Source organism: Actinoplanes sp. NPDC051411 (assembly GCF_040682075.1).
Classification (GTDB): domain Bacteria; phylum Actinomycetota; class Actinomycetes; order Mycobacteriales; family Micromonosporaceae; genus Actinoplanes.
The window spans coordinates 67,306-84,197 of the sequence record NZ_JBFBAD010000026.1 but is presented as its reverse complement, the minus strand read 5'-3'; the positions used below and the strand labels follow the sequence as shown (position 1 = coordinate 84,197).

General features: G+C 71.1%; 21 protein-coding genes and 4 pseudogenes. 13 read left to right on the top strand and 12 right to left on the bottom strand.

The features are described from left to right. Positions 1–75: 75 nt before the first annotated feature. Entirely contained in the window at positions 76–609 is a 534-nt protein-coding gene (locus tag AB0M88_RS16835; protein ID WP_364102114.1) for a hypothetical protein, read from the top strand. A 7-nt stretch (positions 610–616) separates the two neighbouring features. On the opposite strand, the gene AB0M88_RS16830 is transcribed toward AB0M88_RS16835, so the two are convergent. Beyond that, a complete protein-coding gene (locus AB0M88_RS16830) occupies positions 617–1,141 on the bottom strand; it encodes a gamma carbonic anhydrase family protein (RefSeq protein ID WP_364102111.1) in 525 nt (174 codons plus the stop codon). Positions 1,142–1,293: 152 nt separating this feature from the next. Between AB0M88_RS16830 and AB0M88_RS16825 the strand changes: the two genes are divergently transcribed. From AB0M88_RS16825 to AB0M88_RS16815, 3 genes and pseudogenes are all read left to right on the top strand, one after another. After that, entirely contained in the window at positions 1,294–2,592 is a 1,299-nt protein-coding gene (locus AB0M88_RS16825) for an MFS transporter (RefSeq protein WP_364102108.1), read from the top strand. Positions 2,593–2,635: 43 nt separating this feature from the next. After that, on the top strand, positions 2,636–2,761 hold the full coding sequence (locus AB0M88_RS16820) for a hypothetical protein (protein ID WP_364102105.1): 126 nt from the start codon (positions 2,636–2,638) through the stop codon (positions 2,759–2,761). A gap of 143 nt (positions 2,762–2,904) precedes the next feature. Beyond that, positions 2,905–3,095: pseudogene (locus AB0M88_RS16815) on the top strand (IS630 family transposase); the annotation flags it as partial. Positions 3,096–3,100: 5 nt separating this feature from the next. On the opposite strand, the pseudogene AB0M88_RS16810 reads toward AB0M88_RS16815, so the two are convergent. Next, positions 3,101–3,461 (bottom strand): annotated as a pseudogene (locus tag AB0M88_RS16810) (helix-turn-helix domain-containing protein); the annotation flags it as partial. A gap of 9 nt (positions 3,462–3,470) precedes the next feature. Here AB0M88_RS16810 and AB0M88_RS16805 point away from each other — a divergent pair. Continuing rightward, positions 3,471–3,581: pseudogene (locus tag AB0M88_RS16805) on the top strand (IS630 family transposase); the annotation flags it as partial. A 108-nt stretch (positions 3,582–3,689) separates the two neighbouring features. Here AB0M88_RS16805 and AB0M88_RS16800 read toward each other — a convergent pair. Further along, positions 3,690–4,634, bottom strand: coding sequence for a class I mannose-6-phosphate isomerase (locus AB0M88_RS16800; RefSeq protein ID WP_364102102.1), 945 nt, complete (start codon positions 4,632–4,634; stop codon positions 3,690–3,692). A 109-nt stretch (positions 4,635–4,743) separates the two neighbouring features. On the opposite strand from AB0M88_RS16800, the gene AB0M88_RS16795 reads away from it, so the two are divergent. After that, positions 4,744–5,226, top strand: coding sequence for a molybdenum cofactor biosysynthesis protein (locus AB0M88_RS16795; protein ID WP_364102099.1), 483 nt, complete (start codon positions 4,744–4,746; stop codon positions 5,224–5,226). Here the strand turns inward: AB0M88_RS16795 and AB0M88_RS16790 are convergent. Then, positions 5,207–5,818 carry a hypothetical protein gene (locus AB0M88_RS16790; RefSeq protein ID WP_364102096.1) on the bottom strand — a complete coding sequence of 204 codons (612 nt, stop codon included), beginning with the start codon at positions 5,816–5,818 and terminating at the stop codon, positions 5,207–5,209. The genes AB0M88_RS16795 and AB0M88_RS16790 overlap by 20 nt on opposite strands. Positions 5,819–5,935: 117 nt before the next feature. On the opposite strand from AB0M88_RS16790, the gene AB0M88_RS16785 reads away from it, so the two are divergent. Next, positions 5,936–6,376 (top strand): hypothetical protein, encoded by a 441-nt coding sequence (locus tag AB0M88_RS16785; RefSeq protein WP_364102093.1) that lies wholly within the window; start codon positions 5,936–5,938, stop codon positions 6,374–6,376. Here the strand turns inward: AB0M88_RS16785 and AB0M88_RS16780 are convergent. After that, the gene (locus AB0M88_RS16780; protein WP_364102090.1) at positions 6,373–6,828 is read right to left on the bottom strand and encodes a hypothetical protein; all 456 of its coding nucleotides are present in this window, start codon (positions 6,826–6,828) and stop codon (positions 6,373–6,375) included. The genes AB0M88_RS16785 and AB0M88_RS16780 overlap by 4 nt on opposite strands. Before the next feature lie 103 nt (positions 6,829–6,931). Between AB0M88_RS16780 and AB0M88_RS16775 the strand changes: the two genes are divergently transcribed. Next, a complete protein-coding gene (locus AB0M88_RS16775; RefSeq protein ID WP_364102087.1) occupies positions 6,932–7,393 on the top strand; it encodes an SRPBCC domain-containing protein in 462 nt (153 codons plus the stop codon). Beyond that, positions 7,390–7,728 carry a metalloregulator ArsR/SmtB family transcription factor gene (locus tag AB0M88_RS16770; RefSeq protein WP_364102084.1) on the top strand — a complete coding sequence of 113 codons (339 nt, stop codon included), beginning with the start codon at positions 7,390–7,392 and terminating at the stop codon, positions 7,726–7,728. The genes AB0M88_RS16775 and AB0M88_RS16770 overlap by 4 nt, the downstream gene beginning before the upstream one ends. On the opposite strand, the gene AB0M88_RS16765 is transcribed toward AB0M88_RS16770, so the two are convergent. Next, a complete protein-coding gene (locus tag AB0M88_RS16765) occupies positions 7,679–8,338 on the bottom strand; it encodes a TMEM175 family protein (protein ID WP_364102081.1) in 660 nt (219 codons plus the stop codon). The two genes, AB0M88_RS16770 and AB0M88_RS16765, sit on opposite strands and share 50 nt — an antisense overlap. Before the next feature lie 55 nt (positions 8,339–8,393). Continuing rightward, positions 8,394–9,449 (bottom strand): hypothetical protein, encoded by a 1,056-nt coding sequence (locus AB0M88_RS16760; protein ID WP_364102078.1) that lies wholly within the window; start codon positions 9,447–9,449, stop codon positions 8,394–8,396. A 101-nt stretch (positions 9,450–9,550) separates the two neighbouring features. Between AB0M88_RS16760 and AB0M88_RS16755 the strand changes: the two genes are divergently transcribed. Further along, positions 9,551–10,018, top strand: coding sequence for a MarR family winged helix-turn-helix transcriptional regulator (locus AB0M88_RS16755; RefSeq protein WP_364102075.1), 468 nt, complete (start codon positions 9,551–9,553; stop codon positions 10,016–10,018). On the opposite strand, the gene AB0M88_RS16750 is transcribed toward AB0M88_RS16755, so the two are convergent. Continuing rightward, on the bottom strand, positions 9,995–10,585 hold the full coding sequence (locus tag AB0M88_RS16750; RefSeq protein WP_364102072.1) for a TetR/AcrR family transcriptional regulator: 591 nt from the start codon (positions 10,583–10,585) through the stop codon (positions 9,995–9,997). The genes AB0M88_RS16755 and AB0M88_RS16750 overlap by 24 nt on opposite strands. A gap of 68 nt (positions 10,586–10,653) precedes the next feature. On the opposite strand from AB0M88_RS16750, the gene AB0M88_RS16745 reads away from it, so the two are divergent. Together AB0M88_RS16745 and AB0M88_RS16740 are read left to right on the top strand one after the other, a co-directional pair. Further along, the gene (locus AB0M88_RS16745) at positions 10,654–11,013 is read left to right on the top strand and encodes a hypothetical protein (protein WP_364102069.1); all 360 of its coding nucleotides are present in this window, start codon (positions 10,654–10,656) and stop codon (positions 11,011–11,013) included. Beyond that, the gene (locus tag AB0M88_RS16740; RefSeq protein ID WP_364102066.1) at positions 10,992–12,569 is read left to right on the top strand and encodes a multicopper oxidase domain-containing protein; all 1,578 of its coding nucleotides are present in this window, start codon (positions 10,992–10,994) and stop codon (positions 12,567–12,569) included. The genes AB0M88_RS16745 and AB0M88_RS16740 overlap by 22 nt, the downstream gene beginning before the upstream one ends. Here the strand turns inward: AB0M88_RS16740 and AB0M88_RS16735 are convergent. Beyond that, entirely contained in the window at positions 12,562–13,386 is an 825-nt protein-coding gene (locus AB0M88_RS16735) for a GNAT family N-acetyltransferase (protein WP_364102063.1), read from the bottom strand. The two genes, AB0M88_RS16740 and AB0M88_RS16735, sit on opposite strands and share 8 nt — an antisense overlap. Before the next feature lie 163 nt (positions 13,387–13,549). On the opposite strand from AB0M88_RS16735, the gene AB0M88_RS16730 reads away from it, so the two are divergent. Continuing rightward, positions 13,550–14,665, top strand: a complete 1,116-nt coding sequence (locus AB0M88_RS16730; RefSeq protein ID WP_364102060.1) for a hypothetical protein — start codon at positions 13,550–13,552, stop codon at positions 14,663–14,665. Positions 14,666–14,697: 32 nt separating this feature from the next. On the opposite strand, the gene AB0M88_RS16725 is transcribed toward AB0M88_RS16730, so the two are convergent. From AB0M88_RS16725 to AB0M88_RS16715, 3 genes and pseudogenes are all read right to left on the bottom strand, one after another. Then, positions 14,698–14,886 (bottom strand): hypothetical protein, encoded by a 189-nt coding sequence (locus AB0M88_RS16725; RefSeq protein WP_364102057.1) that lies wholly within the window; start codon positions 14,884–14,886, stop codon positions 14,698–14,700. Between the two features lie 85 nt (positions 14,887–14,971). Continuing rightward, positions 14,972–16,627, bottom strand: coding sequence for an MDR family MFS transporter (locus AB0M88_RS16720; protein ID WP_364102054.1), 1,656 nt, complete (start codon positions 16,625–16,627; stop codon positions 14,972–14,974). After that, positions 16,624–16,892 (bottom strand): annotated as a pseudogene (locus tag AB0M88_RS16715) (hypothetical protein); the annotation flags it as partial. The pseudogene AB0M88_RS16715 and the gene AB0M88_RS16720, both read right to left, overlap by 4 nt.

Below are 16,892 nucleotides of genomic sequence, written 5' to 3'. Positions count from 1 at the left end.
CTCCACGGCCGCCGGGCGCCGCCCGGATGGCCTAATACCGCCGAAATGGCAACCGTGCGAAGTTAGGCTCCGGACATGCACATGATCGTCGAGGTGGGTGCTCAGCTCGATCCGGACGTGAGCTGGCCCGAGGGTGCCGCGCTGAGCATGTTCGTCGGGGAGCCCGTCCAGTTGATGATCTTTCTGTCGCATCCGCATGCGCTCGAGGTGGAAGCGGTGTCCCAGCCGCCGACCCAGTTCGCATGGGTCGACAGCGAGCACGTGGGTGTACTGGCGTACCGGCTCGGCCCGATCCTCGGGTGGTCCGAGGCGAGCTTCACCCCGCACATGTTCGAGCCGGACGACGGGCTCCCGGGCGTCGACCTGGATGCGAAGGTCCGCATCGTGCTGGTCGACCGGGACACCAACATCGTGAAGGCGCTGCACACGGTGCGCTGGCCGGCGGACTTCGCCGCCGCCGTCCGCGAGTCGGTGGTCCGGATGCGGGAGACGCCTTACAGCGCTTTCGCGTACGAGCACGCCCTGGCCGCCCTGCACCGCCGCTATCCGACCGCCGAGGACCTGGTCGTCGACCGCGCCGAGGTGCAGTGCACGGCCAAACCGGCCTAGGCCTGTCCTAGTCGAGGCGGCGCAGGGACCGCCGGTGGCGAGCGGAAACCGACAGATATTCGCTGACGCCCATCGCGATCAGCTCCCGGATCCGGGCCGGGTCGGACGGGCGGGACCGCGCCGGCACGCCCAGCGCCAGATGACCCGAGGGCACCTCGGCGCCCTCCGACACCAGCGCGGCGGCCCCGACCACCGAGCCTGACCGGACCACCGCCCGGTTGAGGACGACCGCGCCCGAGCCGATCAGGCAGCCGTCCTCGACCACGCAGCCCTCCAGGTGGGCGTTGTGCCCGACCACGCAGTCGGCGCCGACGACCGTCGGCCACTGTTCGGTGGTGTGCAGGACCGTGCCGTCCTGGATCGAGGTGCGGGCGCCGACCTCGATGCGGCCGAAGTCGGCGCGCAGGACGGCGGCGGGCCAGACCGAGGCCTCGGGCCCGAGCGTCACGGCGCCGATGATGACGGCGTCGGGGTGGACGTATGCCGTGGGGTCGATGATCGGCTCGTGGTCCTCGAACGCGTACAGCGGCATGCCGCCCAGACTACGTACCCGGCGGCTGCTCCCGGCCGCGAGGCCGGGCCGGAGCCGGCCCGTTCCCCGAGGCGGTGAGACGACATGGCCGCGGCGGGTTGACCTTTTGATCGATCGTGGACGATATTCAAGGGAACCGGTTGGAGGCCACTGTGGGCACTGCCGAAACCCTTCCCGGCGGCGCCGCACGCCGCCGGGCTGTCATCGCCAGCACGGTCGGGACCACGATCGAGTGGTACGACTTCTTCCTCTACAACACCGCGGCGTCGCTGATTTTCCCGGCGCTCTTCTTTCCCAAGCAGGCCGCCTTCACCGGCATCCTGCTGTCCTTCGGCACCCAGTTCGTCGGGTTCGCGGCCCGCCCGGTCGGCGCCGCCATCTTCGGCCACTACGGCGACCGGATCGGCCGCAAGGCCACGCTGATCGCCACGCTTCTGCTGATGGGCATCGCGACGGCGCTCATCGGCGTGCTGCCCACTTACGGTTCCATCGGGTACGCGGCACCGATCCTTCTGACCCTGCTGCGGATCGCCCAGGGTGTCGGCGTGGGCGGCGAGTGGGGCGGCTCGGTTCTGCTGTCGATGGAGTGGGGCAGCGTACGCCGGCGGGGCTTCTGGGCGAGCTGGCCGCAGCTCGGCGTGCCGCTCGGCCTGATCCTGTCGACCGGCGTGTTCCGGCTGCTGACCGACTGGACCGGAGACTCGTTCGACCACTGGGGCTGGCGCATCCCGTTCCTGCTCAGCGCCGTGCTGGTCGGCGTCGGCCTGTACGTGCGGCTGCGCGTCATGGAGAGTCCGGAGTTCGCCGCGGTCGCCGAGGCCGGCACGGTCGTCCGCCGTCCGCTGGTCGACGTGATCCGCACCGAGTGGCAGAAGATCATCGGTTCGGCGTTCGTCCGGCTCAGCGAGCAGGCGCCGTTCTACCTGTTCACCAGCTTCGTGCTCACCTACGGCACCAAGCAGCTGGGTCTCGGCCGGGACGGCATCCTCGACGACATCCTGATCGCCGCGACCGCGGGCCTGATCTGCGTGCCCCTGTTCGGCCATCTGTCCGACCGTTTCGGGAGACGCCGGGTCTACGGCGCCGGGATCGTGCTCGTGGCCGTGTTCGCGTTCCCCTACTTCGGGTTGCTCAACAGCAAGGAATCGGGCCTGATCCTTTTCGCGATCGTGGTGTCCCTGATCTTCCACGGCATCCAGTACGGCCCGCAGGCCGCGCTGATCGCCGAGGGCTTCGGCACCAACCTGCGCTACTCGGGGGCCGGTCTCGGCTATCAGCTGGCCTCGGTCATCGCCGGCGGCCCGGCCCCGCTGATCGCGACCAGGATTCTCCAGAAGACCGGGTCGAGCACCGGCATCAGCTGGTACATCATCGGCTGCTGCGTGCTCGCCTTCGCCGCCCTGGTGCTGATGCCACGGGCGGTGCAAGAACCCCTGAAAACGCCGGTCTAGCATCCTGAGTCTTTAAATCGTCGTCAGTGGGTACGGTGGTGGGATGCCGTTGCCGGCAGGAGTGCCGATCGTGCTCACTGACGACGAGCGGGAGCAGTTGCCGGCGTGGTCGCGGCGTCCGTCAAGCGCTCAGGCGATCGCGTTGCGGTCACGGGTCGTGCTGGCGTAACCGTTTTGCCGCGGAGCGGCTCGAAGGATGACTGGACGAGCCCCGGCCGGCCTCGCACGATTGCCGACGCGGACGTGGAACGCGTTATCACCACGACGTCGGAGACCACCCCGAAGGACGCCACGCCCTGGTCGACCCGGTCGCTTGCGGCTGAGGCCCGACTGAGTCAGACCGCGGTCTCGCGGATCTGGCGGGCGTCCGGGTTGCAGCCACACCGGCAGGACAGGTGGAAACTATCGACAAGGTCCGCGACGTCGTCGGTCTTCACCTCGACCCTCCCGCACGCGCCGTGGTGTTGTGCGTGGACGAGAAGTCCCAGATCCAGGCGCTGGACGCACCGATGCGGCGTCGTAGCGTGCTCAGGCTGATCGCCGGCCGGCCGAGGGCGCGCCCGAGGCGGGCAGTGGTCCAGGCTTTCGGGGTCGGCAGCAGCCGGCCGATACGCCCGCCGAGGCGGTGGCTGCTTTGCGGGGCCGGTCGGGTAGTCCGGCCAGCCCTTCGCGCTGGTGGCGGATGATCCAACGGCGCACGGTGGCGGGGTCGTAGTGCAGCACTTCGGCGATTTCCGCCGCGGACATGCCCGCGGCCGACAGCACAGCGATGACCATGCGGGTAGCGGTACGCCAGGGCCGTGCCGGGCGGTCATCAGTTCGGTGTGTTGCCCGGCGGGCATCCGGGCGTAGACGTGCGCAGGGCGCATACTGGCGGTGACGCCTCCACGCACAAAACCCCGGCGATCAAACGCTCGCTCGCCGCGCATCCCAGGTTTGTCTTGCACTTCAGCTCGACCAGCAGTTCCTGGCTCAACCTCGGCGAACGAAGGAAGGGCAGCTCGCCGTGGACACCCGGCCGGTCCGGCGACCCGGTTGCGGGCCGCGGACGAGCAACTCTACCGGGCCACGTTGTCGGGCCGGAACCGGGTCGAGGACTACGCCGACAGCCGGATCGCCTCGACCTGACCGTCCAGGCGGAGCGGGCCGGCGGCGTACGGAATCAACAATGTGTCGCCCCGCCGGACCGGAAGGTCGTCCTTCTCGCCGGTCAGCCGGCCCTCGCCGGCGACCGCGACGAGAATGCTGAAGCCCGCTTCAACCCGGTCGCCCCCGGACAGGCGCCGGGCGCCGAAGAACTCGTCGGCCGCCTCGGGCAGCAGGCGCGTCGCCGAGCCGCGGAGCGCGTCCAGCCGGGCCGGGCTCCAGGCGGCCCGGTCGACGCACTGCAGGGCCAGGTCGTAGCCGAGGCCCAGGTGACCGTCGGCGAGCCCGAAGCCCTCGTATTCCAGCAGAACCGAGAAGTCGGTCGGCTCCTGCACCTCGACCAGCAGGATGCCGTCGCCGATCGCGTGGGGCAGGCCGGCCGGGCAGAGGATCGCGTCGCCCGCCGCGACCGGAATCCGGTTGGTGGCGGCGAGCATCTCGTCGCTCTTCTGCCCGTCGACCCAGCCGGCCAGCTCGGCCGCCTCGACATCACGGGCGAAACCCAGGTGCACGAACGCGTCTGGGCGGGCTGCGACGATCACCCACGCTTCGGTCTTTCCGTACGGCGAGGCCAGATGCGCGTTGGCGAAACTGCGATTCGGGTGCACGTGCAGGGGCAGCCGCTGACCGGCGTCGAGCAGCTTCACCAGGACGCCGGTGTCGGTGTGGTCCGGCCCGAGCCACCACGCCGGGTCGGCCGCGACCGCCTCGGCCAGGACGCGGCCGTCGGCGAGGGCCGACAGCCCGGACGGCGCGAGCCCGAACCGCGTGGTCACCGAGCCCACCCAGTCCTCGGGTCGGTCGGGCAGCGCCGGCACGTTGCGGAACTCGGCGATCCGCCCGGCCCCGCGATAGAACGTCTCGGGCTGGTTAGCGGTCAAGACCTCGACGGCCATCGGTGCCCCCTCCATGCGATTCGGCCAGGAAGCCGCCCCCGACAGTAGTGGGATGCGCGACGCCGAGGGCGTAACCCGGAACACAATCCTGTCTCGTAGACTTCGGCGGGTGCCGGAGATCGTGCAGTTGCTGGCCTCGCCCGTACACCGGTTCGAGGGCCGGCCGAGCGACGGCCCGGCGCCCGCCCCGCCGGGCGAGGTCGTCGATCACCTCGCGATCCGGGCCGGTCTCGGCGTCGTCGGCGACCGCTACTTCGGCCGGCCCGCCCACCGCGACGCCGCCGTCACCCTGATCGCCCGGGAGTCGCTGCCGCCGGGCGCCGGTCTGATCCAGGTGCGCCGCAACATCCTGGTCGCCGGGATCGCCGTCGACGACCTGGTCGGCTCCGAGTTGTGCCTCGACTCGGGTGACGGGCCGGTGTGCCTGCGGGTCAACCGGCGGGCCAACCCGTGCGCCTGGATGGACGTGACGGTCGGCCCGGGCGCCTGGAAGGCGTTGCGGGGCAAGGGCGGCATCCGCTGCACTCCGCTCAACGACGGCATCCTGCGCGTCGGGCCGGTCACCGTGACGGTCAGCGCCGCCGTAGTGTGACGCCGAGGTCGCGGGCCAGGTAGGTCTCGAGGAAGCCGGGCAGGCCGCCGGCCGCGATCTGTTTCTCGAACGCCGCCGCGTAGCGCGGGTCGGGCGCGTCGGTCAGCACGACGATCCGCCACAGGTTGAGCGGCTCGTCCTCGGTGCCGCCGACGGCGTGCTCGATGTGGAACAGCGGCTGGTAGGGGTCGGCCAGCAGCAGCGAACCGTCCGGGCCGGTCATCTCGGGGCGGCCCAGGAAGACGATCCGCCGGCCGGCCGGGTCGGTGAAGACGTCTTCGAGTACGAGGCCCCGGTCGTCGTTGAGCCACGCCTTCTGGATCGACTGGCGCAGGTGCCGGCGGCCGTCGGGCAGATCCGTGGGCGCCCAGGATCCGCCCGTGCTGACCACGTACGGGATGTATGTCAGTGGATCCCACGCCTTGCGGACCTCCATGTCCCACACCTGGGTGCGGGTCATGCGGGTGGGCGGGCTGACCGCGTACTGCTCGGCGAGTGTGCGGTTGACGTCGACCGGCGGGAAGTCGACCGAGGTGGTCCGCGGGTCGTTCCAGGCCGCCTCGAACTCGGCCCGGGCTTCAGTGACGTTCATGCCGCCAAACTAGTCACTAAAGTTGACTATCTCAAGTGGTGACGATCACAACGGTGAAGGCTTCGAAAAGTTCAAGGTCAAAGTGAATTCCGGGCCCGGTCCCGCGTCTACAAGTCTGTGAGCGATGACATCAGCGCAAGACCCGGCGTGGTCGTGCCGGTCGACATCTACCTGGACGAGCTGGATCTCTTCGGCATGATGCATTACACGCGCTACCTGGGCCTGGTCGACCGCGCGTGGATCCGTCACTGGACCGCCCGCGGCTACCACTTCGACACCAGCGGCCGGTCGCCGGACACGTTCGCCCTGCCCCGCCAGGCCGGCATCACCTACGATCGGCCGATCGAGGGCCACGGCACGGTGGCGGTCCGTTTCTGGAGCGAGAGCGTCGGCCGCAGCAGCCTGGTGACCGGCTTCCGCATCACGCCGGTCCACGAGGGCTGGGCGTACGCCAACGGCCGCCGCACCTCGATCAAGATCGACCCGGTGACCCGCCGCCCGGCCCCCTGGACCGACGGCGCCCGCGCCGACCTGGAGTCGTTGCTCGTCCAGCCTTAACCGGCGGCGGCGCTCTGCTGCGCCTGCCAGTGGGCGATCTGCACGCCGACCAGGAATATCTGGGTGGGCAGCGGCACGCCGGGCAGGTCGGCCTCGATGGCGCCGGTCCAGCCGCTGGTGCGGCGGATCGAGCCGGCCCGCACACCCGCGACGATCAGCTCCTGCTCCTTGCCCCAGATCGAGGCCCGGCGGAACTCGTAGACCCGGCCGTCGGCCTGCGCCGACCAGTGTTTGCGGCCGACGCGCTCGACCAGCGCGAGGACGTCGCCCGCCTGGTCGAGCATCCGGAACTTGGTGCCCCAGCCGTTGGAACGCACCTCGAAGCGGTGCCCGCCGATCTCGAAGCTCCCACCGGTGCGCCACCACGACGGGTTCCACACCGCGACCTCACGCCCGTCGGCAACCATGCGGTATCGGCCCCGAAACCTGCTCGTCCGCTCGGCGATCAACATGATTCGAGGCTAGCCGCGCCGCTCAACCGCGGGTGAGATCCCCTTCGAAGGCCACCGCGTGTCCGGATCCGAAACCGCGAGGGGACGCGGTTTACAGTTAGTCATGGAGTTCGGATCGATCCAGCGGGAGCTCTACATCGAGGCATCTCCCGAGGTCGTCTTCGACGTGGTCAGCCGGCCCGAGCACGTGTCGCGGTGGTGGGCCGACGAGGCGGAGTTCGCGCCCGTCCCCGGATCGACCGGCCACCTCTCGTTCGCCGACCGTGGGCGCGGCGAAAGCGAAGAACCGTTCACGGTCGTCGAGGCGAAGCCGCCGCACACGTTCTCGTTCCGGTGGACCCATCCGGTCGGCGAGGAGGCGTCCGAGACCAACTCCTTTCTGGTCACGTTCGAGTTGACGCCGTCCGGCCCGGGCACGCTGCTGCGGTTCACCGAGACCGGGTTCCGCGAGCGGGGCTGGGAGGCCGCCGTGCTGGAGGAGCAGTACCGCGACCACGTCCGCGGCTGGGAGCTGTTCCTGCCGCGCCTGGCGCCGTACGCCGAGACGCTCGGAGCACGCCGGTGACCCCCGACGACCAGCTCTGGTCGGCGATCGGCGACCCGACCCGCCGCCACATGCTCGACCTGCTGCTGGCCGACGGCGCGCACACCGCGACCACGCTGAGCCAGCAGCTGCCGGTGACCCGCCAGGCCGTCGCCAAGCACCTCGGCGTGCTCGATCGGGTCGGCCTGGTCCGGGCGGTCGCGGCCGGCCGGGAGAAGCGCTACCAGATCGACGACGCCCAGTTCGCCCGGGCGGTCGCCCAGCTCACCTCGGTCGGCTCGGCCTGGGACGCGCGCCTGCGCCGCATCAGGCGGCTCGCCGAGGCCATCGAGCGCGGCGCGAGTCAGGACGCCTGAGCCCGGCCGGCCGGATCTGCTGGAAGCAGTAGTAGACCGCGATGGCGAAGTGGGCGATCAGGCAGGCCTGCGCGCTGAACAGTGCCACCACCATCGTGGCGAGGTAGAGCAGCAGGCCGACGACGCTGAACCGGACGATCGACCGGCGCACCGCGACCGGGTCGACGCCCTCGGCCAGCTGGGCCGGGTGCCGGGCAACATAGCTGTAGAGCGAGGCGAAGGCCACCGACATCGCGAACATGACGGCGCTGTAGACGAGGGCGGCCGTGCGGGCGTCGTGGCCTTCGTCGGTCAGATATTCCGCCATCAGCGCCGTGGTGAACGGGATCGCGACCACGGTCATCAGCAGCATCAGGTTGAGGAACAGCGTGACCCGGTCGACCTTGTCGACCAGCTCGAACACGCCGTGGTGGTTGACCCAGATGATGCCGATGACCAGGAAACTGGTCACGTACGCCGCGTAGGTCGGCCAGCCGTCGTGGGCGAGGGTGTGCGCCAGCGAGCCCTCGAGAGCGGCCCGCACGGGCACGTGCAGGTCGAGCACGAGCAGGGTGATCGCGATGGCGAGGACGCCGTCGCTGAACGCCTCGGTCCGGGTGGTCTGGCTCATGCGCCCATTGTCGAGGTGACCACCCGGGCGTGTCTGCCCCGCCGGGCCGCCCGCGTCATGATTCGAGCAGGTGGGAGTCGTGGACCAGGGCCTCGTGCAGCGGGCTGTCCTCGAACGGCTCGACGCGGTGCCGGGCCGCGTGACGCAGGGCGGCCCGGCGATGCCCCTCGATGATCGCGACGATGCCGAAGACGCTCCACGCGACCAGCACCACCACGTGGATCGCGGCGCCGTGACCGCCGAAGTAGGCCGTGCTCCGCAACAGGTTGCTGCCGGCTCCCGGCGGCATCAGCTGGCCGAGCCGGGCCACCGCCTTGGGCAGGAGCTCGGGAGCGGAGGTGATGGCGGCGAACGGGTTGCCGACGAAGACCATCAGCGCCGCCCCGGCCGCCACGCCGCCCGGCCCGATCAGGGTGGCCAGCCCGGCCGTGGTCGCGCTCAGGGCGAACAGTGTCAGCGCCAGCGCGCCCCAGTCGCCGAGCCGGTTTCCCGGCAAGGCACCGAGGTAGCCCTGGACGACGAGATAGACCCCGCCGGCGGTCACCGCGGAGACGAGGCCGAGGGCCAGGAGTTGCCGCGGGGCGGGACGGAATCCGATGAGTACCGCCACGACGACGGCGAGGATCTCTCCGCCGAGGACCAACGGCGACATCATCGAGCTGAACACCGACGAGCGCGCATCGCCCGGGGACGAGGGAACGACGTCGACGGTCGTGACCCGGGCCGGCGGGCCGGCCACCTTCTGGGCGACCGTGGTGAGCAGCTGGGCCACCGCCGGGCTCGCGGCGGTCGCGGTGAGCACGGTGACGCTTTCCGGGGTGACCTCGAACGCCCCGTAGACGTCGCGGTCGTCGATCGCGCGGCGGGCGGCCGCGTCGTCCGGATAGAGATGGAGGTCGAAGGCGCCCGGCTGGGTCTGCCCGAGCCCGAGCGCCACCTTCTCGCCGGCCGGGCCGTCGCTCACCACGCCCACCGGGAGGTCGCGGGGCGCGATGCGCGCGGCGGGCCAGGTGAAGGCCATCACGGCCAGTGTGATGGCCACCGGCACCACCACGGAGGCGATCAGGAGTTGCCGCCACGGCGGGTGCTTGACCAGCGGATTGCTCGGCATGTGGGTCCCCTTCGGCGACGACAATAAAACGATAACGAACGTTCGTTTTTGATTATAGCCACGTCTCCGGGCACCCCTCGGATGCGTGCTAGCGTCCTGCTGTGCGGAAAGCCCGAGCTACCGACCTGCCCGGCGACACCTCGCCGTTCGCACTCGGACTCGTGATGCGGCGCGCACACGACCGCGCGGCCGGCGAGCTGGCGGCCGCGGTCCGGCCGCTCGGGCTCGGACTACGCCATTTCGCGGTCCTCATCGAGCTGGCCAAGCAGAGCCCGCAGAGTCAGCGGGAGCTCGGCGAGAAGATCGGCCGCGACACCGCGGGCATGGTCCGCATCGTCGACGACCTGGAAGAGGCCGGCTACGCGGTGCGCCGGCCGCACCCCGGCGACCGCCGGATCCGCGCGGTCGAGATGACCCCGGCCGGGCTGGAGGCGTTCGACGCCGCCCACGACGCGGCCCAGCCGATCGCCGAGGCGCTGGTCTCGCACCTGCGCCCGGGCGAGGCGGAGCAGCTCATGGATCTGCTCACGCGGTTCACCTATCCGTCAGGCGGGCCAGAGAGCCCGTAGGGCGTCGGGCAGCCCGGCCGACTCCTTCGGGCCGAACATGGCCAGCTGCAGGATGACGCCGGGCAGGACGGCCACCAGCACACCGGCCAGGTCTTCCGGCGGCACCCCGGCGGGCAGCCGGCCGGCCGCCTGATCCTGCCGGACCACCTCGGCGATCTCGGTCTTGATGCCCCGCAGCATGGTCGCGAACGACTCGCGCAGGTCGGGATTGCGCAGGGCCTCGCCCCACACCTGGATGCCCAGGCCGGCGAGCCCGTCCTGCTCGTCCTTCTCGCGCACCAGCTCGGTCGCGGCCGCGAGCGCCTCACCGATCGAGCGGCCGTCGCGATCACGCGCCACCGACGCCATCAGCGCGATGACGCCGCGGATGCCGTCCTCCGCGATCGCCAGCACCATCTCGTCCTTGCTCCGGAAGTAGCGGTAGACCGCCCCGGACGACAACTGGGCCTCGGCGAACAGGTCCTGCATCGAGGTCGCGTGGAAGCCGTTGCGCCGGAAGACCCGCCGCGCCGCGGCCAGGATCTGCTCGCGCCGCGCGTCGCGGTACTCGTCCGACACCTTGGGCATGCCGCCATGCTACTCAAAACCCGACACTACCTTCACTTGAAACTACTTCATATGCAACTATCTGGCTCGTGACTATCAAGCTCTTCCGCCTCGCGGTCACGGTCGTGGCGATCCTGACCTTCGCCCAGGCCGTGTTCGCCGGGTCGTTCCTGTCCGGCCACTTCGAGATGCTCGGCTACCACCGGACCAACTCGACGATCACCGTCGCGGCCAGTGCGGTCATGGTCGTGACCGCGGTCCTGGTCTGGCGGCCGGGCCGCGGCCCGTTCTGGCCGACCGGGGTCAGCGTTCTCTACTTCGCGGTGCTCGCGCTGCAGACGTTCCTCGGCTATCGACGGTCGCTCGCCGTCCACGTCCCCCTCGGGACCGCCATCATCGCCGGAATCGTGCTGCTGCTGGTTCAGGCGTGGAAACCGAGCCACCGGTGAACCGGCGCCGCTTTCTCACGCTGACCGCGGTCGCGGCCGGGGGCGCGCTCGTTCCGTCGCTGGCCGGCTGCAGCGTCGTGACCGCGGGCGAACCGGGACTGCTCCTCCGCAGCGGACGCCCGCTGCCCAGGCCCTATCAGGTTCCGCTGCCGATCCCGGCGACGCTGAAGCCGGCGCGGACCGACGCGACAACCGACTACTACGAGATCACGCAGCGGGCCGCCACCGCCGAGATCCTGCCCGGCGTCCACACTCCACTCTGGACCTACAACGGGACTTTTCCCGGACCCACCCTCGCCTCCCGCTCCGGGCGGCGCGTCGTCGTCCGGCACACCAACCGCCTGCCCCAGCCGGTCGTCGTGCACCTGCACGGCGGGCACACCCCGCACGACAGCGACGGCTACCCGGGCGACCTGCTGCTGCCCGTGGGAACGGCGTCCGGGCGTACGGATCAAATGCCGGGCATGCCCGGCATGGCGGCCCGGCCGGGGGTTTCCCGGATCGGCTCGCAGGACTACACCTATCCGCTCGACCAGCGGGCCGCCACGCTCTGGTATCACGACCATCGGATGGGCTTCACCGGCGAGAGCGTCTGGCGCGGCCTGGCCGGCTTCCACCTCGTGCACGACGACGAGGAGGAGGCGCTGCCGCTGCCGCGCGGCGACCGCGACATCCCGCTGATGATCGTCGACCGGTCGTTCGACGCGGCCGGTGCCATGCCCTACCCCTCGATCGGCCCGGCGACGCCCGGCGTCACCAAGCCCTACATGAACGGGGTGCTCGGCGACGTCATCCTCGTCAACGGCGCGCCCTGGCCGGTCGCGGCGGTGTCGCGGCAGCACTACCGCTTCCGGATCCTGAACGGCTCCAACGCCCGGCGCTACCGCCTCGAACTCGACCCGCCACCGCCGGGCGGCCGGGGCCTGGTGCAGATCGGCAGCGACGGCGGCCTGCTCGACCGGCCGCGGGCCTTCGACGCGATCGAGCTCGCCGGAGCCGAACGGTTCGACGTCGTCGTCGACTTCGCCCGCTACCGTCCCGGCACGCGCGTGCGGCTGCGCAACACCCTCGGCACCGGAAGCACCGCTGACGTGCTCGCTTTCGACGTCTCGGCCCGGACGGCAACACCGGCCGACGACACCCGGATCCCGGCCACGCTGTCGTCGTCGCCCGTGCTGCGGGCGGCCGACGCCGCCGCAACCCGGACCTTCCTGTTCCAGAACCACGGCGACGAGGGCTGGACCATCAACGGGCAGGCCTACGACCCCGCCCGCCCGCTGGCCACGCCGCGGCTCGGCCGGACCGAGATCTGGCGCTTCGTGACCGACGTGCACCACCCGGTGCACCTGCATCTCGAACAGTTCCAGGTGCTCGGGCGCAACGGCGAGGAACCCGGGCCGTACGACGCCGGGTGGAAGGACACCATCGACCTCCGGCCGGCCGAGGCGGCCGAGATTCTGGTCCGCTTCACCGATCATCCGGGCCGGTACGTCTTCCACTGCCACAACCTCGAGCACGAGGACATGGCGATGATGGCCGACTTCGTCGTCAGCTGAGCAACGCGAGCACGGCCCGGGTGTAGAGCAGGCCGAAGCCGCGGCGCTGCGCGTTCTGCTGGGACCGGGAGCCGGGCTGGACGGTGATGACCGCGACGTCGCAGCCGGCCGCGGTGGCGTCGGCCAGCCGGGTGGCGAGCAGGGCGCTCTGGATGCCCCGGCGGCGGAAGGCGGGCGCCGTGCCGGCCCCGGTGAGCTGCGCGATGCCGTCGGCGACGCGCATGCTGCCCCCGCCGGCCGGCGCGCCGTCGAAACGGGCGAGGTAGCGCCGCACGAGGCCGGCCGCGTCGCGCTCGGCGTTCTCGAGGATCGCGCGCGGGAACTCCTCGTGCCAGGGAACGCCTTGCGTGTCCGGGTTGAGCGAGGCCTCGACGACGACGCCGAGCCAGGTCTCGAACTCGTCGTCACCGCTGTGGTCGACGGTGACGCCGGGCGGCGCCACCGGCTCCACGACGCCGCCCAGGGGCCGGCCGAGGACGTTCTCGAACGACACGAGCCGGTAGCCGCGCCGGGCCAGTGTTTCGAGGAGCCCGGGGTCGGCGAGGCTGGAGATCTCGGGCTGCACCGGCGCGTCCCGGCCGGCGAACGCCCGCTCGACCGCGTCGAGGCCGGCCGGATCGGGACGGCCGGCGAATCCGAGGCCGGCCACCTTGTTCAGCGGTGAGTCCGGTTCGGCGTAGCTGGCGACGCCGCCGGCGATCGGTATCACGAAGCCGGTCCGGTCGCCTCGCCGGCGGGCGGCGGCGGCGCCGCATGCGCCGATGAACTGAGCTTCGGCGCGCTCGATGCGGCCGGCGAGCTCGATGTCGCAGAACATGATTCCCCCTCGAGGCTGGTAACCGTCATCAGGGTTTCACTGGTTACGCGACGGAGCAATCGGTTAACGACCGCCGGAGACCTTACGAACCCATGACGTGGAGTAAGAAGCCCCCGGTGGCCCGACACGAACCCTGTGCCGGATAACCAACCGAAGGAGAACCATGAAAACCCCAGCTCGTATCGCCGTGATCCTGGCGGCGGCCGCCGGTGGCGCGACCGCGCTCGCCGGCCCCGCACTGGCCGGCCCCAGCCACAGCGGGGGCGGTGCGGTGTTCGTCGCGACCGACGGGACCGACGGCAACGCGGTCGTCGCCTACGACAGCGCCCTCCACAAGCAGGGCACCTACTCGACGGGCGGTAAGGGCGGCGTACTCAACGGTTCGGTCGCCGACCACGTGGCCTCGCAGGGCGCACTCACCCTCGACCGCGCCCACAACCTGCTGTACGCGGTCAACGCGGGCAGCGACACGCTCACCGTCTTCGGCGTACACGGCGACCACCTGAACCGCCTGCAGGTGATCTCCACCGGGGGCGCCTTCCCGGTCAGCGTCACCAGCCACGGCAACGCCGTCTACGTGCTCAACGCGCGCGACGGCGGCTCGATCCAGGGTTACCTGCGGCTGGGCTCGCGCCTGGTCAAGGTCGCCTCCTGGCACCGCCGGCTGAACCTGCCGATCACCACCGACACCGGCGAGTTCACCCACACCCCGGGCCAGGTCACGTTCACCCCGGACGGCAGCCGGCTGATCGTCACCACCAAAGCGTCGACCAACGCCGTCGAGGTCTTCGGCGTCGACCGGCTGGGCGGCCCGTCGGCCAAGCCCACCACGACCGTGGTCGACGGCGCGGTTCCGTTCGCGGTCGACTTCGACCCGGCCGGCCGGGCGGTCCTCGCCGAGGGCGGCCCGAACGCGGTGGCCACGTTCACCATCGGCCACACCGGCAAGCTGACCCAGATCTCCAGCGTGGCCACCGGCCAGACGGCGACCTGCTGGATCGTCGGCGCGAACGGTGTGTTCTACGCGTCGAACGCGGGCAGCGGCTCGGTCACCACGCTGACGGACAGCCACGGCAAACTGACCAGCCAGGGCAACACGGCCTCCACCCCCGGCTCGGTCGACGCCGGGATCAACCCCGCCGGCGACCGCCTCTACGTGCAGGGCGGCGCGACCGGCACGCTGGCCAGTCTCGCCATCGGCCACGGCGGCAAGCTCACCCCGCTCGCGTCGGTGACCGTGCCCGACAGCGCGGGCGCCGAGGGCATCGCGGTCTCCTGACCCGGATCCCACACCGGCCGGCCCGTCTTCGGTCACGGGCCGGCCAGCGCCAGAAGCCCTTCGAAATCAAGGGCGCAGGCGTCGCAGGCGCCTAGATGAACCGAGATTCCGGGGTGTCGCCGCACGGCATCGGGCGGGTCGACGAGGGCGAGTTCGGCGAAGACGTCCAGCATCGCGACGGTCTCGCCGCAGCCGGCATCACCGGCGTCGGTGCGCAGCAACAGTTCGAGGGTGTTCGTGGGGGCCACTCTCGTTGGCGTCCGCGACCACCCCGGTCCTTACTCGCCGAGCCCGGCCGGTTCCACCTCACCCTCGGTGCTCCGGCGCCGGCTCGCTTTCCGTACGCGCGGAGCCCAGCTGATCAAACGCAGGCGCCCCGTCGACCGCGTCGGCGGCGACCGCGGCCGCCGTCACCTCGTCCGGCAGGTCGAGGCTCGTCCGCAGCATGACCGGCCGCAGCGCAACCGCGGCGACGATGCCGACGACCGCGATCACCGCCGAGATTCCGAAGATGTGCCCGGTGGCGTCGCCGTACGCGGCCCGGATGATGTGCACGATCGGCTCCGGCAGTCCGGTGAGGTTGAGGGTGCCTCCGCCCGGCGCGCCGCCCGAGGCCGGAACTCCCGCCGCGGCCAGGTCGTGGGTGATCTGGGCGGTGACCCGGTGGGCGAGCACGGCCCCGAGCACCGACACGCCGATCGTGCCGCCGAGCGACCGGAAGAACGCCACCGTCGAACTGGCCGCGCCGATGTCCTTGAGCGCGACGCTGTTCTGCACGGCGAGCACCAGGTTCTGCATGGTCATGCCGACACCCACGCCGATCAGGAACATGCCGATCCCCAGGTACCACAGCGCGGTGCCGTGGTCGACGACGGCGAGCATCCCGAACCCGGCGACCAGCACGGTCGCGCCGACGATGATGTACGGCTTGATCCGCCCGCTGGCGCTGACCATCCGCCCGGCGACGATCGACGCGAGCAGCACGCCGGCCATCAGCGGGATCGTCAGCAGGCCGGCCTCGGTCGGGCTGTAGCCGCGGCCGATCTGGAAGTACTGCCCGAGGAAGACGGCGCCGCCGAACATCGCCATGCCGACCGCGAGGCTGGCGAGAATGGCCAGCGCGGTGTTGCGCTCGCGGAGGATGGGCAGCGGCACGGTCGGCTCGGCGGCCCGCGACTCCACGAGAACGGCCAGCGCGAGCAGGATCGCCGAGCCGACGACCATGGCGGCGGTCGGCCACGAGAGCCAGGCGAACGAGCTGTCCACGAACGACACCCAGATCAGCAGCAGGCTGACGCCGGCCGCGATCAGGGCCGCGCCGAGATAGTCGATTTTGACGTTCTCCCGCCGGAACACCGGCAGGTTGAGCGTGATCTGGAGCAGCACGAGCGCGACGACCGCGAACGGCACGCCGATGTAGAAGCACCAGCGCCAGCCGAGCCAGGAACTGTCGACGATGAGGCCGCCGAGCAGCGGGCCCCCGACCGTGGCGAGGGCCATGACGCCGCCCAGGTAGCCGTTGTAGCGGCCGCGCTCACGCGGCGGGATCATCGCGGCGATCGCGACCTGGACCAGCGCCTGCAGGCCACCGACGCCGATGCCCTGGACCGTACGGGCGGCGATCAGCTGCCCCGCGCTCTGGGAAAGGCCCGCCACCATCGAACCGGCCACGTAGATGACGATCGAGACCTGGATCAGCAGCTTCTTGCTGAACAGGTCGGCCAGCTTGCCCCAGATCGGCGTGGTCGCGGTCGCGGCGAGCAGAGTGGCCGTGACGACCCACGTGTACTGGGTCTGTGAACCGTTCAGCGCCCCGATGATCTTCGGCAGCGCGGTGGAGACCACGGTGCTGCTGAGCATGGCGACGAAGAGCGCCAGCAGCAGACCGCTGAGCGCCTCCAGGGTGCGCCGGTGGTTCATCGGCCCGGCCGGGGGCGGAGCCGTCAGGGTGGTTGCGCTCATCGCGCGGCCTCCATGCCTTCTTGAGAGTTGAGTGCGCCGGCGAACCGCTCGAGCGCGCGACTGAACGAGGCGATCTCCTCCGGGGTCCATCCGTCGAGCGCCCGGGCGAAGATCTCCCCGTACCAGCCGGCGGTCTCGTCGAGGGCGGCGCGCCCGGCCGGGGTCACGACCAGGACGCTGGCCCGCCCGTCGCGCTGGTCCGGTTCGCGGGCCACCAGCCCCCGCCCGACCAGCGCGGCGACCGCGCGGCGGTCGGTGGTGGGTT